This window comes from Streptomyces sp. 891-h (assembly GCF_022760275.1).
Taxonomy (GTDB): domain Bacteria; phylum Actinomycetota; class Actinomycetes; order Streptomycetales; family Streptomycetaceae; genus Streptomyces; species Streptomyces spirodelae.
The window spans coordinates 4,129,451-4,148,552 of record NZ_CP050693.1 but is presented as its reverse complement, the minus strand read 5'-3'; the positions used below and the strand labels follow the sequence as shown (position 1 = coordinate 4,148,552).

Annotated in this window: 20 protein-coding genes and 1 tRNA gene; 10 read left to right on the top strand and 11 right to left on the bottom strand. The window is 70.2% G+C overall.

Features of this window, described 5'->3' with window-relative positions; all coding sequences use genetic code 11:
* Nucleotides 1-40: 40 nt before the first annotated feature.
* Nucleotides 41-703, bottom strand: coding sequence for a pentapeptide repeat-containing protein (locus HC362_RS18145; protein WP_243084971.1), 663 nt, complete (start codon nt 701-703; stop codon nt 41-43).
* 135 nt (nt 704-838) lie between these two features.
* Here HC362_RS18145 and HC362_RS18140 point away from each other — a divergent pair, with 135 nt between their 5' ends.
* The 3 genes from HC362_RS18140 to HC362_RS18130 all read left to right on the top strand — a co-directional run bounded on the left by HC362_RS18140 (nt 839) and on the right by HC362_RS18130 (nt 3,349).
* Nucleotides 839-1,918 (top strand): zinc-binding dehydrogenase, encoded by a 1,080-nt coding sequence (locus HC362_RS18140; RefSeq protein ID WP_243084970.1) that lies wholly within the window; start codon nt 839-841, stop codon nt 1,916-1,918.
* A gap of 64 nt (nt 1,919-1,982) precedes the next feature.
* Nucleotides 1,983-2,774 (top strand): endolytic transglycosylase MltG, encoded by a 792-nt coding sequence (mltG, locus tag HC362_RS18135; protein ID WP_243084969.1) that lies wholly within the window; start codon nt 1,983-1,985, stop codon nt 2,772-2,774.
* A gap of 254 nt (nt 2,775-3,028) precedes the next feature.
* The gene (locus HC362_RS18130; protein ID WP_243084968.1) at nt 3,029-3,349 is read left to right on the top strand and encodes a hypothetical protein; all 321 of its coding nucleotides are present in this window, start codon (nt 3,029-3,031) and stop codon (nt 3,347-3,349) included.
* Nucleotides 3,350-3,480: 131 nt separating this feature from the next.
* Here HC362_RS18130 and HC362_RS18125 read toward each other — a convergent pair whose 3' ends face one another.
* Nucleotides 3,481-4,290, bottom strand: coding sequence for a hypothetical protein (locus HC362_RS18125; protein ID WP_243084967.1), 810 nt, complete (start codon nt 4,288-4,290; stop codon nt 3,481-3,483).
* A 254-nt stretch (nt 4,291-4,544) separates the two neighbouring features.
* On the opposite strand from HC362_RS18125, the gene HC362_RS18120 reads away from it, so the two are divergent.
* From HC362_RS18120 to HC362_RS18110, 3 genes are all read left to right on the top strand, one after another.
* Complete coding sequence (locus HC362_RS18120) at nt 4,545-5,057, top strand: hypothetical protein (protein WP_243084966.1); 513 nt, start codon at nt 4,545-4,547, stop codon at nt 5,055-5,057.
* Between the two features lie 76 nt (nt 5,058-5,133).
* A complete protein-coding gene (locus HC362_RS18115) occupies nt 5,134-5,310 on the top strand; it encodes a hypothetical protein (RefSeq protein ID WP_243084965.1) in 177 nt (58 codons plus the stop codon).
* A gap of 130 nt (nt 5,311-5,440) precedes the next feature.
* Nucleotides 5,441-5,821: a hypothetical protein gene (locus tag HC362_RS18110; RefSeq protein WP_243084964.1), complete on the top strand. Its 381-nt coding sequence runs from the start codon at nt 5,441-5,443 to the stop codon at nt 5,819-5,821.
* Nucleotides 5,822-5,936: 115 nt separating this feature from the next.
* On the opposite strand, the gene HC362_RS18105 is transcribed toward HC362_RS18110, so the two are convergent.
* Both HC362_RS18105 and HC362_RS18100 read right to left on the bottom strand, forming a co-directional pair.
* The gene (locus HC362_RS18105; protein ID WP_243084963.1) at nt 5,937-6,356 is read right to left on the bottom strand and encodes an SLATT domain-containing protein; all 420 of its coding nucleotides are present in this window, start codon (nt 6,354-6,356) and stop codon (nt 5,937-5,939) included.
* A 754-nt stretch (nt 6,357-7,110) separates the two neighbouring features.
* Nucleotides 7,111-7,184: transfer RNA gene (locus HC362_RS18100), tRNA-Thr, on the bottom strand.
* Between the two features lie 165 nt (nt 7,185-7,349).
* Between HC362_RS18100 and ugpC the strand changes: the two genes are divergently transcribed.
* The 3 genes from ugpC (at nt 7,350) to HC362_RS18085 (ending at nt 10,042) form a co-directional block, all read left to right on the top strand.
* The gene (gene ugpC / locus HC362_RS18095; RefSeq protein WP_243084962.1) at nt 7,350-8,474 is read left to right on the top strand and encodes a sn-glycerol-3-phosphate ABC transporter ATP-binding protein UgpC; all 1,125 of its coding nucleotides are present in this window, start codon (nt 7,350-7,352) and stop codon (nt 8,472-8,474) included.
* 322 nt (nt 8,475-8,796) lie between these two features.
* Nucleotides 8,797-9,234: a hypothetical protein gene (locus HC362_RS18090; RefSeq protein ID WP_243084961.1), complete on the top strand. Its 438-nt coding sequence runs from the start codon at nt 8,797-8,799 to the stop codon at nt 9,232-9,234.
* An 88-nt stretch (nt 9,235-9,322) separates the two neighbouring features.
* Nucleotides 9,323-10,042, top strand: a complete 720-nt coding sequence (locus HC362_RS18085; protein WP_243084960.1) for a nucleotidyltransferase family protein — start codon at nt 9,323-9,325, stop codon at nt 10,040-10,042.
* A 199-nt stretch (nt 10,043-10,241) separates the two neighbouring features.
* On the opposite strand, the gene HC362_RS18080 is transcribed toward HC362_RS18085, so the two are convergent.
* The 7 genes from HC362_RS18080 to HC362_RS18050 form a co-directional block, all read right to left on the bottom strand.
* Nucleotides 10,242-12,446, bottom strand: coding sequence for a DoxX family protein (locus tag HC362_RS18080; protein ID WP_243084959.1), 2,205 nt, complete (start codon nt 12,444-12,446; stop codon nt 10,242-10,244).
* A gap of 109 nt (nt 12,447-12,555) precedes the next feature.
* Complete coding sequence (rlmB, locus tag HC362_RS18075) at nt 12,556-13,467, bottom strand: 23S rRNA (guanosine(2251)-2'-O)-methyltransferase RlmB (protein ID WP_209266736.1); 912 nt, start codon at nt 13,465-13,467, stop codon at nt 12,556-12,558.
* A gap of 95 nt (nt 13,468-13,562) precedes the next feature.
* Nucleotides 13,563-14,963, bottom strand: coding sequence for a cysteine--tRNA ligase (gene cysS, locus HC362_RS18070; RefSeq protein ID WP_243084958.1), 1,401 nt, complete (start codon nt 14,961-14,963; stop codon nt 13,563-13,565).
* A 159-nt stretch (nt 14,964-15,122) separates the two neighbouring features.
* Nucleotides 15,123-15,530 carry a PPOX class F420-dependent oxidoreductase gene (locus HC362_RS18065; protein WP_209266738.1) on the bottom strand — a complete coding sequence of 136 codons (408 nt, stop codon included), beginning with the start codon at nt 15,528-15,530 and terminating at the stop codon, nt 15,123-15,125.
* 148 nt (nt 15,531-15,678) lie between these two features.
* Nucleotides 15,679-16,209 carry a 2-C-methyl-D-erythritol 2,4-cyclodiphosphate synthase gene (ispF, locus tag HC362_RS18060; protein WP_243084957.1) on the bottom strand — a complete coding sequence of 177 codons (531 nt, stop codon included), beginning with the start codon at nt 16,207-16,209 and terminating at the stop codon, nt 15,679-15,681.
* Entirely contained in the window at nt 16,199-16,978 is a 780-nt protein-coding gene (gene ispD / locus HC362_RS18055) for a 2-C-methyl-D-erythritol 4-phosphate cytidylyltransferase (protein ID WP_243084956.1), read from the bottom strand. The genes ispF and ispD overlap by 11 nt, the downstream gene beginning before the upstream one ends.
* A gap of 283 nt (nt 16,979-17,261) precedes the next feature.
* The gene (locus tag HC362_RS18050) at nt 17,262-17,744 is read right to left on the bottom strand and encodes a CarD family transcriptional regulator (RefSeq protein WP_016472332.1); all 483 of its coding nucleotides are present in this window, start codon (nt 17,742-17,744) and stop codon (nt 17,262-17,264) included.
* A gap of 611 nt (nt 17,745-18,355) precedes the next feature.
* On the opposite strand from HC362_RS18050, the gene HC362_RS18045 reads away from it, so the two are divergent.
* Nucleotides 18,356-19,018: a DUF461 domain-containing protein gene (locus HC362_RS18045; RefSeq protein WP_243084955.1), complete on the top strand. Its 663-nt coding sequence runs from the start codon at nt 18,356-18,358 to the stop codon at nt 19,016-19,018.
* The last annotated feature ends 84 nt before the right edge of the window (nt 19,019-19,102 follow it).

Genomic DNA, 19,102 nt, shown 5'->3' with positions numbered 1-19,102 from the left:
GCCCGTGAGGGGTCGCACGCCGTGAGGGCTCGCGCGGCCCTCATGGCTCCACCCGCACCCCGATCTGTGCCGCGAACGCCGGGGCGAGCTCCATCAGTTGGCCAGGGCTGATGACGGCGCCGGCCAGCCGGTCCACCCCCGTGGCCAGTTCGAGCTCCGTCACCCCGCGCAGGTCCACGTCCGTGAGGCGTACGAGGTGGAACTCGGCCCGGCGCAGCACGCAGTCGCGGAACCCCACCCGTTCGAGCGAAGCACCCGAGAAGTCGGGCTCGTGCAGCACACAGCCCTCGAAGGTGACATCGGTCAGCTCGGCCTGCCGGAGATTCAGGAAGTCGATCTTCCCGCCCCGCACCAGCACCCGGTTCAGCCGCGCTCCGTGCAGCTGCACGCCGCCCAGCCGGGCGTCCCGCAGCTCCACATCGCGCAGCTCGGCGCCCGCGAGCTGGGTGCCGACACCCCAGACCCCCTCCAGCACGGAGTCGATCACCCGAAGCCGCCCCAGCCGGGCCTCGTCCAGCGCGCATCTGTACATCCCCACGTCCAGGAACGTGGCACCGCTCCCGTCGGCCCCGCTCAGATCGAGCCCCTCGAACCGCACTCCGTCGTAATCCCCGTCGGGCTCCAGGCCGCGCCCAGCGAAGGGCCGCAGCTCGGGCAGGGAGATCTCCGGGCGCCGTGCTTCACGTACTGCCGATGTCGCCATGTGAGCCATGCTGCCCCCGGCCACTGACAACGGCGGCTTCAAGCCCGCGGTTGACTTCAACCACACTTCAAGTCGGAGCCTTGGTGCGAGCGAGCCGGACATCCGGTCCGGCTCGTCCCAGAAGGAGCGACGCCCATGCACGCCGTACGCCTGCACGCCTTCGGTCCCGCCGAGAACCTGACGTACGAGGAGGTGCCCGACCCCCTCCCCGGCCCCGGCCAGGTCCGGATAGCCGTACGCGCCGCTGGCGTTCACCTGCTGGACGCCACCCTGCGCGCCGGTGTCGGACAGGGCCCGCTCCCCCTCCCCGAACTGCCCACCATCCCCGGCCGCGAGGTCGCCGGAACGGTCGAGGCGCTGGGCGAGGGCACGCCCGAACACTGGCTCGGCCAGCAGGTCACCGTGCACCTCGGCCGGGCGCCAGGCGGCTACGCCGAGCTCGCCGTCGCCGACGCGACCGCGCTCCAGCCCGTTCCCGAGGCGCTCTCCGCCGCGCAGGCGGTCGCCATGATCGGCACCGGGCGCACCGTCATGGGCGTACTCCGCGGGACCGACATCCGCGCCGAGCACACCGTGCTGGTCCTGAGCGCCGCCGGAGGTATGGGCGCCCTGCTGACGCAGTACGCCAAGCACCAGGGCGCCCGCGTGATCGGCGCCGCGGGCGGCCCGGCCAAGACGGCGACCGTCCGCGAACTGGGCGCCGACCTCGCCGTCGACTACTCGCGCCCGGACTGGGCCGACCGCATCCGAGCGGCGTACGGCGAACGTCCCGTACACCACCTGTTCGACGGCCCCGGCGGCACCCTCTCCCGTACGGCGCTCGGGCTGCTCGCACATGGCAGCACGCACTACGCCTACGGCGGCTCGTCCTCACTGCTGAGCGGCACCGGCGGGCGGCAGGAGGAACCGGGGCAGCGGGCACAGGCGGGACAGCAGGGAGAGCCAGGGCAGCAGGGGTCAGGGGAAGCACCAGGGGAAGACCTCCCCTCAGCGGAATCTGCCGAAGAGAAGGCCGCCCGGGGCATCACCGTCCGTCCCCTGGAGGGCGGCTTCATGCTGGAGCACAAGCGCGAGTTGGAGACCGAGGCGCTGGAGCTGGCCGGCAAGGGGGTGCTCACACCCCTCGTGCACACGTTCCCGCTCGCCGAGGCGGGCGCCGCGCATCGGGCGCTGGAGACCCGCGGCACGACGGGAAAGGTGGTATTGGTCCCATAACCAGCCCCTCCCATAACCACCTTCCGTGCCCGGTGAGTCGGCGTGCTGTCCTACCGTTCTCCCCATGACCACCAGGACCGGGAACCGGAGGCGCCTGCTCGTCGCGCTGACGCTGCTGTGTGCCGTCGCCGTGGCGACAGCAGGCGTACTGCTGTTCCGCCACTACCAACGGGAGTGGCAGACCACATACCTCCACGTACAGGAGGGCTGGCGTGCCTCCCAGGTGTACGAGGCTGCCGACCGGGCGCTCTCCGTACCCGAAGGGACGACGGAGAAGGCCGCGAAGCGCGCCGGCCGCAAGGGCAAGCTCGAGCTGCCGGCGGCGGCGAAGGGCAACCCGGAGGGATACCTCTACCCCTCCACGTATGTCGTACGGCCGGAGACGTCCCCGACCTCACTGGTCAAGTCCATGGTCAAGAAGGCCCGTACGCGGCACACCACGGCCGGCGCCCCGGACTACGACACGCTCGTCGCCGCCAGCGTCATCCAGGCCGAGGCGAACACCCCTCAGGACATGGCCAAGGTCTCCCGCGTCATACAGAACCGCCTCAAGCGCGATATGCCGCTCCAGATGGATTCGACCATCAATTACGCCCTCAAGCGCTCCACCCTCAACACCAGCCACTCGGACACCCGCCTCAACTCCCCCTACAACACCTACCGCCACAAGGGCCTGCCCCCGTCCCCGATCGGGAACCCGGGCCCCGACGCCATCAAGGCCGCCCAGCACCCCGCTCCGGGCGACTGGCTCTACTTCGTCACCGTCAAACCGGGCGACACGCGCTTCACGGACGACTACGAGCAGCACAAGAAGTGGGTCGAGGAATTCAACCAGGAACAGGGAAACGGGACATAGCGGACCCGACGCACCTCTAGCGACCTCGTCCGACCTGACGGACCACCGAGTGGCTGAAATGCGACGCCAGGCCGGACGGGTGCTGTACCGAATGGTGCGACACGGCTAAAGTGCAAAGCTCACACCTTCTACGGAGAAGGAGAGGAGGAAGACCGTGCTGATTCGCATGTACCACTGGGCGACTGCGAGCCCCCCTGTGGGCAAAAGCCTCGCCATGGGCGCAAACCCTGCATACGCCGGGACGCGAGCCGTAAGTGGCCGAGAAGCTGCTGGAAGGGCCGGTTCCTTCATCTTCTCCGCCCCAGGAATCAATTTCCTGTCAGTGTGACCTCTGGAATGCGCGCCCGGCCCGTGCGCGGGAAGCGAGCGCCATGTTCCTCGATACCCTTGAAGCCCTCGGTACATTCTTCGGCGGTCTCGGTGCTCTCATCGCGGCCACCACTCAGCTCTTGACCTTCCTCCAGAAGAAGCAGGAAGAGGACGACAGGGCACCGGGGAGCCACATCGCCGACGACGAGTCGGTGCCGTGGATGAAAGTCCCGGGTCCGGTCGCGTATCTCGCCACAGCCGCGTGACGGCTCCACCTGCCTGACAGGAGTCGACCGGCGCGGGGAGGGGCACCGGACCCCTCCCCGCCCCCGCAGTTTCGTCCGCTAACTTCGCTTCGCTTCGCTTCACCGATACAGAAATAACGCTCAAATACGGCTCAGGACTTGCCGAGCTTGGCGGCCTGCGCGTCGATCACGGCGGTGGGCTGCTCATACGCCTCACCCCGGGTGACGGACGCGATGTTGAAGGACGAGAACCCGGCGAGCGTGGTGCCCTTACGGAAAACCACGACCTTGGTGTCGGCAGCGGTGCCGTCCTGCTTCGTACCGACCGTCCAGGCGACAGCCTCCTCGCCGACGGACATCTTCTCCTGGCTGATTTTGGTGACCTGCTGCTTTTCCCCGTCGGCAGTCATCATGAAGCCCCCGGCGCACTTCTTGCCGGCCTTTCGCAAAGTGGCGAGAGTCTGGTGCGCACCATCGGCGTCATAGGACCACAGAGAGGTCTGGGTCTTGGTGATGTCCAGCGAGTCGATCGTCGCGTCCTCGACTTCCTGTTCCGTCATGTCAGCCAGCTCGTCCACCGGGGGGATACCCTTCCCGGCCTTTTCCGACTTGTGGACGACGAGCCGCTGAGCGGTCGCGGCCGGCTTGCCCGCCGGCAGCGCGGACAGCACCTGGGCAACGGGCTTGCACGCGGCCTTTTCGACCGTGACGTCCCCGGCTTGAAAAGCGTCGTCCTTGCCCGGCTTCTTGACCTCTCGCCCCTTGACGTCGCCCTGCGCGATCACGAGCTTCTCCAGCTCCTTGGCGCTGAGCGCCTTCGCCGCCGGCTTGGCCGACTTCCCCCCGGACTTCGCCTCCTTGCCGCCGGTCTCCTTGTCACCACCCCCGCAGGCGGTGGTCCCCAACGCGACGACGACCGCGGACACGGCCAGGACGGTACGGCGTACGGCAGCGACTCGCACTGTGCTTCTCCCTGTGCTCCCAGCGCCCTGCGCCCAGGTACCGCGCAGAACTCGTTGCAGGCAAGACCCGCACACCCGGGCCGGGGTTGCACATAAATCGAACACGATTCAGTCACGACAACCTCACCAACCCCAGCAGACCCCCTTGCATCACCCTCGGTTACAGAATCATCACTTCTCCCGCGCACCCCCTCACACCTTCACTCCCCAGAGCACTACGGTCCCTCCACCAAATTCGCCCCTGGGGGGACAAGATGACCAATCCGTACACCGCTCCCATACCTCCGACACCGCCCCCACCCCCACCCGGCGGCCGTCCGCTCCACAAACGCGTACTCGTCTGGCTCGGAGGCGCGGCCCTGCTCATAGCGGGCGTGGCCATCGGTTCCACCGGGGACGACGGAAAGCAGCCGGTCGACACCAAGGCCAAACCCACGACGACCATCACAGCGACCACCGCGGCCACCCCTGGGCCGGCCCCGACGGTCACCGAAACCATCAAAGCAAAACCCCGCCCCACGGTCACCGTCACCAAGACCACCCCCGCCAAGGCCGCCGACGGCGGAAGCGGCAACAGCGACAGCGACAGCAGCAGCAACAACCAGGACAACTCCGGCACATGCTCAATCGTCTCGAGCGCCGGAAACTGCTACTCAGCAGGCCAGTTCTGCCGCAACAGCGACCACGGAGCCACCACCTCCACCGAAAGCGGCCGGAAGATCAAGTGCTCCTACGGCTCCAACGCCTGGCGCTGGACGTACCTGTGACGCGCGCAATTCAACGGCGTATCGTGGCAACAGAATTGGCAGCCGGGAGCCAGGGACCCGGAAGAAGGAGAAAACCATGGTCGTGCTCGTCCTAGCGTTATGTCTGGCGCTCGTCGGCGCGGTGGTCTTCATCGCCCACCGCCGAGGCGTCGGCTCCACCGGAAACCTGACCCTGGAAGAGCGAGAACGCGGCCTCGCCGCCGAGGAAAAGGCCCGCACCATCCACCAGCAAACCCACTGGCGCCGCCTGTGACCCGGTCTCCGGCCAATGGCGCCAACACTCCCCCGCGTCCATCCCCGCGTCGCGCGCCCGTATGACAACCGGCGCCGCGCCTCCGCCGGGGGTGTGCCCAAAAGAGTGCGCACAACTGAGGGATAGCACCATGCCCAGTGCCAGGTTCTTCTTTGACGCGGGATCGGGCGGCGTTCTGTGGGCCATGACTCCGGAAGACCGCGACGCGTGGGGATACCCGGTTGATCTGGATCGACTGCCGATCAGTCCGACTCTCCGCGACGAATTGGAGAGCCTGGTGGCACTGTACGACACGTCGTTGAACTGGAGTTGCCCTCCGGACCCGGGACCGTGGCGTGAAGCGGAGTGTCGTCAGTTCAACGTGGCGGTACGCCAAACCGTTGGCCGTCTCCGCACCGAACTCGGACCGTCATGGCAGATTTATGACGAGTTCTTCGAACTCCACGAAGACCCGGACCTCGATCGTTACCTGGCCAACCCTGCCAAGTTTCGTCGCACCATCCCTCGCTGAACGGATCACGCAGCCGACTCCCGGCTCCCGACTCGCGGCCCTGGTGCCGAGCCTCTTCCAACCTCAGGTCCGGGCAGGTCGGGCTCGACCTCCTCAGAATGAGGTTGCACAAGGCTCACCGGCTCGACGGCGCGGCTTCCCGACGATGTTCCAGCCAGGTACGGCTCAGATCATCCCAGATCGCCTGATACCGCCCGAAGATCTCATTGAGCTGATCGAAAGTGAGCTCATCGGCCGCCGTCGAAGCAATGCGGTATTCGAGGTCATCGGCAAGCCGCTGGAACCGATACTGCGCTTCCTCCATCAGGACCCACCGGGAGCGCCAGTTGAAGAACGGCTCGATGGCTCCCAGCAACGTCACCAGCGCCACACATGCCATGGCCGTACCAGCCCACGCGTTGAGATTCTGCAGGCCCAGGATGACGGTGGACGCGGCGGACAGTGCGAGCATCGCCACCTTGACGACGGAGGCACTTCGACTGAACCGCTCCTTCCTACTGCGGGCGTAGCCGTTCCCCTGACGAATCTTGTCCAACAGAAAAGCGGCCGCTTCCCCGGGGCTGGGCCCGACGTCTGGGCCGCTGTCCGACTGCACTCCGCCCCCCAAGCACTCTCGCCGCCCTTGCAGCGCGCTCCCCGACAGTCGCTGCCCCGGCATCACACGGCTCTCCGACATCACCCACGATAGCCCTGCCCTGCTACGGGAGGTGATCAAGGCTGTCTGGGCACGGCCCGGCGGGCGGATACGAGGTGGAGCCGACTCGAACCGCGCCTGTCGGAGTCAGGGCGACTCAGCAGCCGGAGGACCGATCTTGCACAGGCCCCGGTCGGAAGCTCGCCACCTTCCCGATCGGATGTCGGATCGGTGATAGCCGTCACCGCGGTCTCAGTCCGGTAGCTCGGTCGCCGGCCTGGCGACCAGCGCGCCTCAGCTGCTCCTGCAGAGCACGACGCACCACACACCGGTCAGGCCCCGAGGCAGTAGGCGCAACGGCGCCACCAACGTCAAGTGAGACTGACACCACCCTTTCGGCCAGCCATCTGAAGGGCGCCCGGACGCCACTCGGACACCGAAGACTCAACGACATGGAGGTGCACCCGAGCTTGCACAGCGGATCCTGCGGCGTTCCGAATTCACGAGGGCCTGCGAGGTGTGCTCGTGTGATGCGGGAGCGAGCGGCGTTCCTGCCCGCGTCCGACCTTTCCCGTGGACGGTCGATGTCAAAACTGCCGTCATCGACACCGCAGAGGCCCCGCATCGATCATGATGCGGGGCCTCTGACCTGCGGAGCCGCCTGTCGGATTCGAACCGACGACCTTCTGTTTACAAGACAGATGCTCTAACCAGCTGAGCTAAGGCGGCGGGTGTCGTCGCTCGTGCAGTGTACCCGGGGAGTCGGATCGTGATGTCCAGGGCTACTGACAAAAGCGCGGGGAGGGGCTAGCGTCACGCCAGGTCCACGCGGTGGACCACCTCCCTTTACGACGGATCGTCCGGCACGTACCTGCCGGTGAAGGAGAAGAGAACATGGCCACGGTCACCTACGACCAGGCGACCCGGGTGTACCCCGGCGCCGAGACCCCCGCCGTCGACAAGCTCGACATCGAGATCGCGGACGGGGAGTTCCTCGTTCTCGTCGGTCCCTCTGGTTGCGGAAAGTCCACCTCGCTGCGGATGCTCGCGGGGCTGGAGGACGTCAACGAGGGCCACATACGCATCGGTGACCGGGATGTGACCCACCTTCCCCCGAAGGACCGGGACATCGCGATGGTCTTCCAGAACTACGCGCTGTACCCGCACATGACCGTGGCCGACAACATGGGCTTCGCGCTCAAGATCGCGGGTGTGCCGAAGACCGAGATCCGCAAGAAGGTCGAGGACGCGGCGAAGATCCTCGACCTGACCAAGTACCTGGACCGCAAGCCCAAGGCGCTCTCCGGCGGTCAGCGGCAGCGGGTCGCGATGGGCCGGGCCATCGTCCGTGAGCCGCAGGTCTTCCTGATGGACGAGCCGCTCTCCAACCTGGACGCCAAGCTCCGCGTCCAGACCCGTACCGAGATCGCCAGCCTGCAGCGCCGGCTCGGCATCACGACCGTGTACGTCACCCACGACCAGGTCGAGGCCCTGACGATGGGCGACCGCGTGGCCGTGCTCAAGGACGGGCTGCTCCAGCAGGTCGACAGCCCCCGCAACATGTACGACCGCCCCGCCAACCTCTTCGTCGCCGGCTTCATCGGCTCCCCGGCCATGAACCTGGTCGAGGTCCCGATCACCGACGGCGGCGTCAAGTTCGGCAACAGCGTGGTGCCGGTCGAGCGCGAGGCCCTCACCGCCGCCTCGGACAAGGGTGACAAGACCGTCACGGTCGGTGTCCGCCCCGAGCACTTCGACCTGGTGAACGGCGACGGCAACGGCAAGGCCCTGTCCAAGGACGAGAAGGCCGGCGTCCCCGTCACCGTGAACGTCGTCGAGGAGCTGGGCGCCGACGGCTACGTCTACGGCACAGCCGAGATCGGCGGCGAGACGTGTGACCTGGTGGTCCGCGTTCCCGGCCGCAGCGTCCCGGAGAAGGGCAGCACCATCCACGTGGTGCCGCAGGGCGGCGAGAGCCACGTCTTCTCCACCTCCTCGGGCGAGCGCCTCAGCGACTGAGCGGAGCGCAGCGAGTGAGCTGAGCGGGTTCCGCACGTTTGCGGAATTTCTGAGTTCTGCGGGTTCTGCGGATTTCGCGGATTTCGCGGATTTCGCGGTTCCCGGGCGAAGGGCCGTGACGGTTCCCCCGTCGCGGCCCTTCGCCGTCGCGGCCCTTCGCCGTCACGGCCCTTCCACGTCGCGGGCCGCCCCTGGCGCCGGCCCCGTAGCGCGCGCCCCGTTACCCCTTCCGTGCGATCCCCCTCGAACAACCCTCTTTTCCCGTCGCTCGATGTGGTGACCAAATGTCGCCATATCACTACCGGTCGCTACCATCACGGTCGTGAACCACGCAGCCCGCCGTATCGGCCGATCCCTCGCCCTCGTACTCCCGGTCGTGCTCGTCCTGTCCGGGACCCTCGCCGTCACGCACGTCCCGTGGGCGCCAGCGCCCGCGGACTCACCGGTTCTCGCCTCCTCGGCGCACAAGGCGTCGGCGCGTACCGCCTCGACGCCCGCCGGGCCGACGGCGCACCGGGCCCCGGAGGACGTGCTCCGCGACCGGCTCATCGCCGAACTCCAGGAGCAGGACCCGGGAGTGGCGCTGAGCAGTCTGCAACGTGCCATCACCCGGAAGCCGTCGCTGGCCCGCCACTGCGTCGCGATCGCGCGGGCGCTCGGCAAGGCCGCCGTCCACAAGTACGGTTCCCAGCGCGCCCAGCGGTTCTCGCGGCCCGTCTGCGACACGTCCTTCGCCTCCGGCGTCGCCCAACTGAGCTGAGACAGCCGAGAGAGCCGGGACAGCCGAGAGAGCCGGGATCAGGGGGTGTGCCGCCCAGGATGCGCTCCGCGCGCATAGGCTGCGGCACATGACCCAGCACCCGACCCAGGCCGTGATCCTTGCCGGTGGACAGGGATCACGGCTGCGGCCGTACACCGACGACCGTCCCAAGCCGATGGTGGAGATCCCGGGTACCGGCGTACCGATCATCGGCCACCAGTTGGCCTGGCTCGCGGACGAGGGCGTCACCGACGCCGTCGTCTCCTGTGGTCACCTCGCCGAGGTGCTCGAGGAGTGGCTCGCCAAGGCCGAACTCCCCTGCCGCGTCACCACGGTGATCGAGCGCGAACCGCTGGGGCGCGGCGGCGGACTGAAGTTCGCGGCGCGCTCCCTGCCGCGTCCGGACGAGCCCTGGTACGCGACGAACGGCGACATCTGGACCCGCTTCTCGCTGCGCGAGATGGCCGCCTTCCACGGCGAGCGCGACGCCACCGCCACGCTGGCGCTGGCCCGTCCGCGCATCCCGTGGGGCGTGGTGGAGACCGACGAGTTCGGTCACGTCCTCGACTTCATCGAGGCCCCGCCGTCGCCGTATCTGATCAACGCGGGCGTCTATGTCTTCTCGCCCCGGTTCGCCGGGCTGCTGCCGGAACGCGGTGACCACGAGCGCACCACGTTCCCGCGCCTCGCCCGCGAGCGCGCCCTGGCCGGCTTCCCGCTCCCGCAGGGCTCCTACTGGCGGGCCATCGACACCGCCAAGGACCTGCGCGAGGCCGCCAAGGAGCTCGCGGACGGCAACCCGCGCTGAGGCGCCGGACGGCAGCCCACCTGAGGCGCCGGACGGCAGCCCGCACGCTGAGGCGTCGGACAGCAAGCCGAGCTGAGGCCGCCACGCGATACGTACGTACGCGGCACCGCCAACCGCGACCGCCCCTACGGCGAAGGGCCTTCGACTCCCGAGGAGTCGAAGGCCCTTCGCCGGTGCCTTGCGCGCGCGACGGCCGCGCTCAGCGCCCCAGCAGTCCGCCCAGCGCGCCGCGGCCGCCGCTGCTGCCGCCGGAGGACGTGCCGCCGCCGGAGCCCGTCGACGAGCTGTCGCCCGTGGAGGAGGACTCGCTGGACACGCCGGTGCGGGAGCCGCTGCTGCCGGTGGTGGCCTGCGGCCCGGGCTGCTGCTGGGCCGGGGGTGCCGTGGTGCCCTGCTGCTGGCCGGGCGTCGTGTTGCCCTGCGGGCCGCCCTGGTCGGCGCCCTGCGTCCGGCCCTGGCTGGGGGTGGACTCGGGGCCGCTGCTGGCCCGCCGCTCGCCCGGCCCGGTCTCCTTCGACGAGGGGTGACCGTCCTTGTCGCGGCGGTCGGCGTCGCCGCGTCGGCCGTCGGCACCGGCCGGGCCCTGTGTCGCCTGGCCGGCGTCGGCGCGGCCCGAGTTCTGCGGCATCGGGGAGCCGGGCAGCCGGTTGGTGGGCGTCTTGCCGCGCTCGGGAGCCGTGGCCGGCTGCGAGGAGCGGACGGCGCTGCCCAGCAGCGAGCCGATGAGCAGGGAGAGGCCGACGATGACGGCGGCGATGACGGCGCCCCTGCGCAGCACCCGGCGGCGCAGGTCGCGTACCTCCACGCGGGGGCCGAGTTTGCGCCAGGCCTCGCTCGCCAGTCGTCCGTCGACGGAGTAGACCGGGGCACCCGCGATGATCAGCGGGCTCCAGGCGGCGAGGTAGATGATGTCAGGCGCGTCGTAGGCGGGGACGCTGCTCCAGCTGACGGTCATCAGCAGCGCCGCCGACAGCAGTGCGCCGACGCCCGCCGCGACCCGCTGCCACAGCCCGAACATGGTCAGCACGCCGACGACGACCTGGAGGAAGGCCACCGTCAGTCCGGAGCCGACCGGGTGGGCGAGGGCGAAGTCCCGCAGCGGCGAGGCGATCGTCCACGGGTCGAGGGAGCGGAGCCAGGTGACCATGGAGCCGCGCTCGCCGCCGTCGAAGTAGACGGGGTCGCACAGCTTGCCCATGCCGGCGTAGACGGAGATGAAGCCCAGGAAGAGCCGCAGCGGGAGGAGGACGACTCCCAGGTTCATCCGGCGCCCGGGGTAGTAGGCGTGCCGCACCGCCTCGCGGCGGCGCCGGCTCTCGCTGTCGTACGGGCCTGCCTCGTCCGCGTACTCCTCGAAACCGTCGCGGTCCTCGTAAGCGTCGGGATGGGCGTAGGGCTCGCGGCCCTCATACGCGTCGGGGTCCGGGTAACCGGCGTAGCGGCCGCCGCGCCGGTAGGAGCCGTCGCCCCGGTAGGAGACGGTGGTGAGCTCTCCGGTGTCCGGGTCGACCGCTTCGAGCTCTCCGGTGTCCTCGTCGAACGCGCTCCGCGCCGGGCGTACGCCCTTCAGCAGCGGTTCGGTGTGCGGGGCCTCGGGCTGGTGGGGCACCGAGGGCCCGCCGCTCTCGGACGGCTGCGGGCCACGGGGCGGGCCGACGACGGTGGCGGGGCCGCTCCCGGTGATCCCCGTACCGGCGCGTCCGGAGCCGCCGGGCCCGCCAGCGCCGCCGGGGCCACCGGCCGGCCCGCCCGGGTTCTTGACGCGGGGGAGGGTCTGGGTGGCCGAGGGGTCGGACTCGGCGGTGGCGGTGCCGCTTTCGAGGCCGACGAGACCGGCCGTGCGGGCGGCCTGGATCAGTTTCGTGGCGCCTGTGTCGTCCGGTTCCCGGCCGCCGCTCCACACCACGGGCGCGCGGCGCCCGGCGCGCGCGGAACCGGCAGCGCCAGCCGAACCGGCGATGCCGGCCGAGCCGGCGGCACCTGCCGAACCGGTTCGCCTGCTCGCGGCCGACGCGCCGCCTGCGACCGGGATGGGCTCGGTGTCCTCGAACGCCGCACGCGCGCGCTCGGCGGACGCCGACGGCCACGCGGCCGTCGGCGGGGCGGCACTGGCCGCCGGTGTCAGGGCGCCATGCGCGCTCACTGGCGAGGAGGCGGCGGACGGTGCGGACGGCGAGGCCGTCATGGCCGCGGCTGGCGGCGTGGCCGTAGCGCCGGACGCCGCACCGAGCCGTACTCGGAAACTCGCGTGATTGACGACCACCTCAGCGGGGTCGGACGGGACCTTGACCGTGCTCAGCACCGGTTCGTCGTCGAAGAAACCGCGTGGGCTTCCCCCTGGGCTGTGCCCGGAGCCGCGGCCCGAAGCGCCGGGTGCGCGGGGTGTTCTGGTGTCCACACTCATCTAACCGAGTGACGGACGGTTAGGACACTGCCTTGACCGCGCCCATCTGTCGGAGGCCCGTCAAGTGATCACCCCGCGGCGCGCGCCGACGGCGGCTGCGGAGAACGCCTCAGGCGCGCCGCCTCGCCGCCTCGTAGAGTACGACGCCCGCCGCGACGCCCGCGTTCAACGACTCGGCGCCGCCGGGCATCGGGATGCGGACCCTCAGGTCGCACGTCTCGCCGACCAGCCGCGACAACCCCTTGCCCTCGCTGCCGACGACGACCACGAGCGGTCCGTCGAGCGCGGCGACGTCGCCGAGTTCCACCTCGCCGTCCGCCGCGAGCCCGATCACCGTCAGGCCCGCCTTCTGGTAGCCCTCCAGCGCACGGGTGAGGTTGGTGGCGCGCGCGACCGGCGTGCGCGCCGCCGTACCGGCCGACGTCTTCCACGCGCCCGCGGTCATCCCGGCCGCACGCCGCTCGGGTACGACCACGCCGTGCCCGCCGAACGCGGAGGCGGAGCGGACGACGGCGCCCAGGTTCCGCGGGTCGGTCACCCCGTCGAGCGCGACGATCAGCGGGTCCTCGCCACGGTCGAAGGCGGCGGCCGCGAGGTCCTCGGGGTGCGCGTACTCGTACGGCGGGACCTGCAGGACGACGCCCTGGTGGTTGAGGCCGTTGGTCATCCGGTCCAGCTCGGGCTTGGGTGCCTCGACCAGCCGGATGCCGCCGCGGTCACCCGCGACCCGGACGGCCTCGCGGACCCGCTCGTCGTTGTCGATGAACTGCTGCACGTACAGCGCGTTGGCCGGGACGCCCTCGCGCAGGGCCTCCACGACGGAGTTGCGGCCCACCACCAGCTCCGAGGTGCCCTTGCCGCGCTGCGGACGGCCCTGGGCGCGGCGCGCCTTGGCCTGCGCGGCGCGCTGCTTGGCGTGGCCCTTGCGCATCTCGGCGGGCGGCGTCGGACCCTTGCCCGCCAGGCCACGGCGGCGGTAGCCACCGCTGCCTACCTGCGGCCCCTTCTTCTTCCCGGGCATGCTGGGCCACCTACCTTGCTCTCTGCGGCTTGCGCGCGGGGCGCGCGCTCGGACGTACGTACGGCTTTACAACGGTACCGGTACCGGAGGGGCGCTCACTCCCCGCCGAGCTCCCAGCGGGGGCCGCTGGGGGTGTCCTCGATGGTGAGGCCCGCGCGTCCCAGCTCGTCGCGGATGGCGTCGGCCGTCGCGTAGTCCTTGCGCGCCCGCGCCGCCTGCCGCTGCTCCAGCACCAGACCGACCAGCGAGTCCACCACCGAGTGCAGGTCCGCCGCGGCAGCCGGCGCTGCGGCGGTCCAGGGGGCGTCCAGGGGGTCCATCCCCAGGACGCCGAGCATGGCACGGACCTCGGCGACCGCGGTCGCCACGGCGGTCTTGTCACCCTCGCCCAGCGCGGCGTTGCCCTGCCGCACCGTCGTATGCACGACGGCCAGCGCCTGCGGCACCCCGAAGTCGTCGTCCATGGCTTCCGCGAAGGCTTCCGGTACCCGCTCGGCGGGCGCCGTCTGCCCCACGAGCTCGACGCCGCGCTGCAGGAAGCCCTCGATCCGGCCGAACGCGGACTCCGCCTCGTGCAGCGACTCGGTGCTGTACTCGATGGTGGAGCGGTAGTGCGGGTTGCCCAGGTAGTAGCGCAGGACCAGCGGGCGCCACTGCTTGACCATCTCGCTGACGAGTACCGAGTTGCCCAGCGACTTGCTCATCTTCTCGCCGCTCATGGTGACCCAGGCGTTGTGGGCCCAGTAGCGGGCGAAGCCGTCGCCGAAGGCGCGGGACTGGGCGATCTCGTTCTCGTGGTGCGGGAAGACGAGGTCGACGCCGCCGCCGTGGATGTCGAAGACGCGGCCGAGATACTTGTGCGCCATCGCGGAGCACTCCAGGTGCCAGCCGGGACGGCCGGGACCGAACGGGGTCTCCCAGAACGGCTCGCCGGGCTTGGCGGCCTTCCACATCGCGAAGTCGCGCGGGTCCCGCTTGCCGGTCTCGCCCTCGCCGGCGGGCTGGAGGAGGTTGTCGAGCTCCTGGTTGGAGAGGGAGAGGTAGTCGCCGAAGGAGCGGACGTCGAAGTAGACGTTGCCGTCCGCCGCGTAGGCGTGACCGCGGTCGATCAGCACCCGCATCATCTCGACCATCTCGGGGATGTGTCCTGTGGCGCGCGGTTCGTAGGTGGGCGGCAGGCAACCGAGCGCGTCATAGGCGGCGTTGAAGGCGCGCTCGTTCTCGTAGCCGATCGCCCACCAGGGGCGGCCCTGCTCGGCCGACTTGGTGATGATCTTGTCGTCGATGTCGGTGACGTTGCGGACGAACGTCACGTCGTAGCCCCGGTAGGTGAACCAGCGGCGCATGATGTCGAAGTTCAGGCCGGAGCGGATGTGCCCGATGTGCGGGGGTGCCTGCACGGTGGCGCCGCACAGGTAGATCGAGACACAGCCGGGTTCGAGCGGGCTGAAATCGCGGATCTGCCGGGCGCTGGTGTCGTACAGGCGAAGAGTCACGGGGCCAAGGGTAGTAGCCCGCCGCGCCCCGCCACGCCCTGGCCGGAGGGTTTACGGCGGAAGGGGCCGTGCGCCGGAGCGGGGCCCGGACCGTGCGCCGGGCCCCTGGCCGGTTCAGAGGCGGCCGTTTCAGAGGCGGCCGTTTCAGAGGCGGCCGTTTCAGAGGCGGCCGACGACCTTGTCGACCTTGACCCGGACGACCACCCGCTCGGCGTCCTGGCCCGCGGCCGGGTTGAACTCGGCGTAGCTCTTTCCGGTGTACTTCTGCGCCAGCTCGTCGATCAGCTCCTGCCCGCCCTCGGTGGTCAGGGAGGCGGTGCCGCGCAGCTCGGCGTAGGTGTATGGCTCGTCGGCCGGCTGCACCATGACGGTCACCCGCGGGTCGCGCCGCATGTTCTTCGTCTTGCGGCGGTCCACGGTGGTGGAGATGAGCAGGTCCTCACCGTCACGCTTCACCCAGACCGGCGACACCTGCGGGCTGCCGTCGGGCTGGATGGTGGCGACGGCGACGAACACCTTGCCGTCGAGGACCTTCTTGAGTTGGTCGGAGAGCACCTGGTCTGCCACGGAAGCGGCTCCTCTCGTCTCGTCCCGATGCCTACGTCGGGTCTCGCCTGCCCCGGACGGTATCCCACACACCGGCCGCGGACCGGAGCGAGCCCGCTTGTGAGCGAGTCGGCTCGGGAGCGGGCCGGCGCGGGAGCGGGCCCGTACGTCAGCGCGGGGGAAGCACCAGTGCGGTCGCCACGGCTGCCAGGCCCTCGCCGCGCCCTGTCAGGCCCAGGCCGTCGGTGGTGGTGCCCGAGAGCGAGACGGGGGCGCCGACGGCGTCGGACAGCGCCTTCATCGCCTCGGCGCGCCGCTTGCCGATCTTGGGCCGGACGCCGATGACCTGGACGGCGACATTGCCGATCCCGTACCCGGCCCCGCGCACGATGCGAGCCGACTCGGTCAGCAGCGCGACGCCCGAGGCGCCGGACCACTCCGGGCGGTCCGTGCCGAAGTGGGCGCCGAGGTCCCCGAGTCCGGCGGCGGAGAACAGCGCGTCGCAGGCCGCGTGTGCCGCCACGTCACCGTCGGAGTGCCCGGCCAGTCCGTACCGTTCGCCCTCCCACAGCAGTCCGCCGCACCACAGCTCGCGCCCCTCCTCGAACGCGTGCACATCGGTACCGATGCCGACCAGAGGAAGGGCCGCGCTCTCAGCAGGCCTCTCAGAAGGCGTCTCAGAAGGCGTCTCAGAAGGCATCGTGCGCCCTCCTCCTGGCCAGTACCGCCTCCGCGAGTACGAGGTCGAGCGGGCGGGTCACCTTGAACGCCTCCTCGTGACCGGGGACGACGACCACCTCGACGCCGAGCCGCTCGACCATGCCCGCGTCGTCCGTGGCGCCCTCGCCCTGCGGCGCCAGCCGGGTGTGCGCCTCGGCGAGCACCTTGCGGGCGAAGCCCTGCGGGGTCTGCACGGCACGCAGCCGGGCGCGGTCGGGGGTGCCGGTGACCGGCTCGGGCTCGCCGTCGGTGCGCGGCTCCACCTGCTTGACGGTGTCGGTGACCGGCAGCGCGGGCACCACAGCGGACGCGCCCTCGCGGACCGCGCGCGCCACCGCGTCCACCGTCTCGTCCGGGACGAGCGGCCGCGCCGCGTCGTGGACCAGCACCGTCTCGATGGTGGCGGGGAGCGCCGCCAGCCCCAGGCGTACGGAGTCCTGGCGCGTCCGGCCGCCGGGGACGACGACGACCTCGGGCAGCCCGTGCTCGTCCAGCAGCGTGCGGACGGCGGGCGCACCGTCGGGCGGGGCGACCACGACGACGAGCTCGACGGCGCGCGCCCGCGCGGTGGCCCGTACGGCGTGTACGAGCATCGGCGTACCGCCCAGCTCGCGCAGCGCCTTGGGCGCTCCGGGACCGAGCCGTACGCCCTTGCCGGCCGCCGGGATGACGACGGCGGTGCGCGGGCCGGCCTCGTCCGAGGACCGCCGGTCCCCGGATGGAGCGAAGTCTGTGGAATCGATTGACATCGGTAGCGCGTTCAGGGTTTGTGTCCTCAGCCGGGGTGGGTATGGCCTGGGGGTACCCCCGGCCATAGGTTGGGGGGAGTGCCGGGCGCAACCACTCGATCGAGCCCTTCCGTGACCATCGGTCGAGTCGGCTGCCCTGGCCCTGTGGGCGTGCGCGCACGACCGGGCGCTCCCGCGAGGGGGCTACTTCGGCTGTCGCCGAGAATGCCGCAGCGCCCGGTGACGACTGCTGTCATCCGGGCACCGCGGCATCGTGGGGCAGATATCGAGTGTCAAACGAGCGTCAGGAGGCGAGAACCTCGTCGAGCAGCGCTTCGGCCTTGTCCTCGTTGGTGTTCTCCGCCAGAGCCAGTTCGCTCACCAGGATCTGACGGGCCTTGGCCAGCATCCGCTTCTCACCGGCGGACAGGCCGCGCTCACGCTCACGGCGCCACAGGTCACGCACGACCTCGGCCACCTTGATAACGTCGCCGGACGCGAGCTTCTCGAGGTTTGCCTTGTAGCGGCGGGACCAGTTGGTCGGCTCTTCGGCGTACGGCGCGCGGAGCACCTCGAAGACCCTGTCCAGCCCGTCCGAACCAACGACGTCGCGCACGCCTACGAACTCCGCATTGTCCGCGGGCACGCGAACGGTCAAATCGCCCTGCGCGACCTTCAGAACCAAGTAGGTCTTGTCCACGCCTTTGATCTGGCGAGTTTCGATAGCCTCGATCAGCGCGGCCCCGTGATGGGGATAGACCACGGTGTCGCCAACCTTGAACGTCATGTGTCAGGTACCCCTTCCGTGGCTATCCAGGGTAACACGGGAACGACGTCTTCTGAATGGCGTTTTCGCAGGTCAGGGCATATCTCGGGGCTTGACAAGCAGCCCTCTATCGTGCATCGACCAGCCAATGCAAGCGGGTATTCGCAGGTGAGAGCGGTTCTGCGCACCCGTGGAAACGCACCAGGAGAGCCCACGGAAGAGGCTCGCGACACGTCCAGTATGACCGATTTGTCCGACTGTAGGGAGTGACATCTTCGCCACCCCTTCCGGCTTTCCGAAGAATTGATCAATGCACCTGTAAGGGCCTGTTGATCAATTCTTCATGAACCTCTCGCATTCCCGCGGAATCGCCCGTACGGAGGGCAGCCGCACTACGGGCGTCGCTATTCGACAGCGTACGGGCGGACGTCGGCGCGGATGCCTGCGCCTCGCCCGGGGCGACCTGCGCTTTGCCGGGGGCAGCCGTCGGCGGCCGGGGCCGGAGGGTCGGGTGCAGGGCCTCCACACGCTGTCGGTAACCTGAGCGCGCACGCGAAAGCCCATCCGTACGCGACCGGCACGCGCTCGAGGAGCGTGCCGCCGCCATAGCTCGCCTAGGAGTTGCCGCCGCCGTGAGCAGCAGCCTTCGTCGCGGCACCCTCGCCGCCACCACCCTCGCGCTCGCCGCCGTCTCGCTGACCGCCTGCGGCGCCGGAAACGACGCGCAGACGCTGGAGGTCAGGCCCGACAACGCGGCGACGCAGGTCGGGGTCATCAAGGTCCAGAACGCCAACCTCGTCACCGACACCACGGGCTCGGGCGAGGCGGCCGTGACGGTACGGATCTTCAACGACGGTGCGAAGGACCAGATCCTCAAGGGCGTCCACGTCAAGGGCGCCCGCGCCGAACTGAGCCCCGCCAAGGGCGAGAAGAAGCTCGTCGTACCGGCCGGCGGCTCGCTGGAGCTGGGCGGCAAGGGCAACCCGTCCGCGCTGTTCACCCACGCGGAGAAGGCGGGCATCAAGGACGGCAACGCGCAGCCGCTCACCTTCGACCTCAGCAGGACCGGCCCCATCAAGCTGCGCGCGACCGTGGTGCCGGCGGACGGCGCGTTCAAGACGGTCGGCCCCAGCTCGTCGCCCTCGCCGTCCCGCCGGGCTCCCGAGCCGGGTGCCTCCGGCTCCGCCTCGCCCTCCGACTCGCCCTCGGCCTCCGAGGCCGCGAAGCCGGGTGAGGCCGACTCGTCCTCGCCGGCCGGCACGCCGGGCGCCCAGGAGGAGCACGCCGGGCACTGAGCGCCCCGCAGGGGCGCGGGGAACTGCGCGCTCAGCCACAACGCTTCCGCACCGGGCCCAGCATGCCGGCCCCTACGGCGAGAG

What these genes read in the sequence shown, in the direction of transcription:
- ugpC (WP_243084962.1), top strand. Translation starts at nt 7,350, where the DNA reads ATGGCCACGGTCACCTACGACCAGGCGACCCGGGTGTACCCCGGCGCC.
- HC362_RS18110 (WP_243084964.1), top strand. Translation starts at nt 5,441, where the DNA reads ATGCCCAGTGCCAGGTTCTTCTTTGACGCGGGATCGGGCGGCGTTCTG.
- HC362_RS18080 (WP_243084959.1), bottom strand. Translation starts at nt 12,446, where the DNA reads ATGAGTGTGGACACCAGAACACCCCGCGCACCCGGCGCTTCGGGCCGC.
- HC362_RS18085 (WP_243084960.1), top strand. Translation starts at nt 9,323, where the DNA reads ATGACCCAGCACCCGACCCAGGCCGTGATCCTTGCCGGTGGACAGGGA.
- HC362_RS18120 (WP_243084966.1), top strand. Translation starts at nt 4,545, where the DNA reads ATGACCAATCCGTACACCGCTCCCATACCTCCGACACCGCCCCCACCC.
- ispD (WP_243084956.1), bottom strand. Translation starts at nt 16,978, where the DNA reads ATGTCAATCGATTCCACAGACTTCGCTCCATCCGGGGACCGGCGGTCC.
- HC362_RS18140 (WP_243084970.1), top strand. Translation starts at nt 839, where the DNA reads ATGCACGCCGTACGCCTGCACGCCTTCGGTCCCGCCGAGAACCTGACG.
- HC362_RS18050 (WP_016472332.1), bottom strand. Translation starts at nt 17,744, where the DNA reads ATGACGTTCAAGGTTGGCGACACCGTGGTCTATCCCCATCACGGGGCC.
- ispF (WP_243084957.1), bottom strand. Translation starts at nt 16,209, where the DNA reads ATGCCTTCTGAGACGCCTTCTGAGACGCCTTCTGAGAGGCCTGCTGAG.
- rlmB (WP_209266736.1), bottom strand. Translation starts at nt 13,467, where the DNA reads ATGCCCGGGAAGAAGAAGGGGCCGCAGGTAGGCAGCGGTGGCTACCGC.
- HC362_RS18145 (WP_243084971.1), bottom strand. Translation starts at nt 703, where the DNA reads ATGGCGACATCGGCAGTACGTGAAGCACGGCGCCCGGAGATCTCCCTG.
- HC362_RS18115 (WP_243084965.1), top strand. Translation starts at nt 5,134, where the DNA reads ATGGTCGTGCTCGTCCTAGCGTTATGTCTGGCGCTCGTCGGCGCGGTG.
- mltG (WP_243084969.1), top strand. Translation starts at nt 1,983, where the DNA reads ATGACCACCAGGACCGGGAACCGGAGGCGCCTGCTCGTCGCGCTGACG.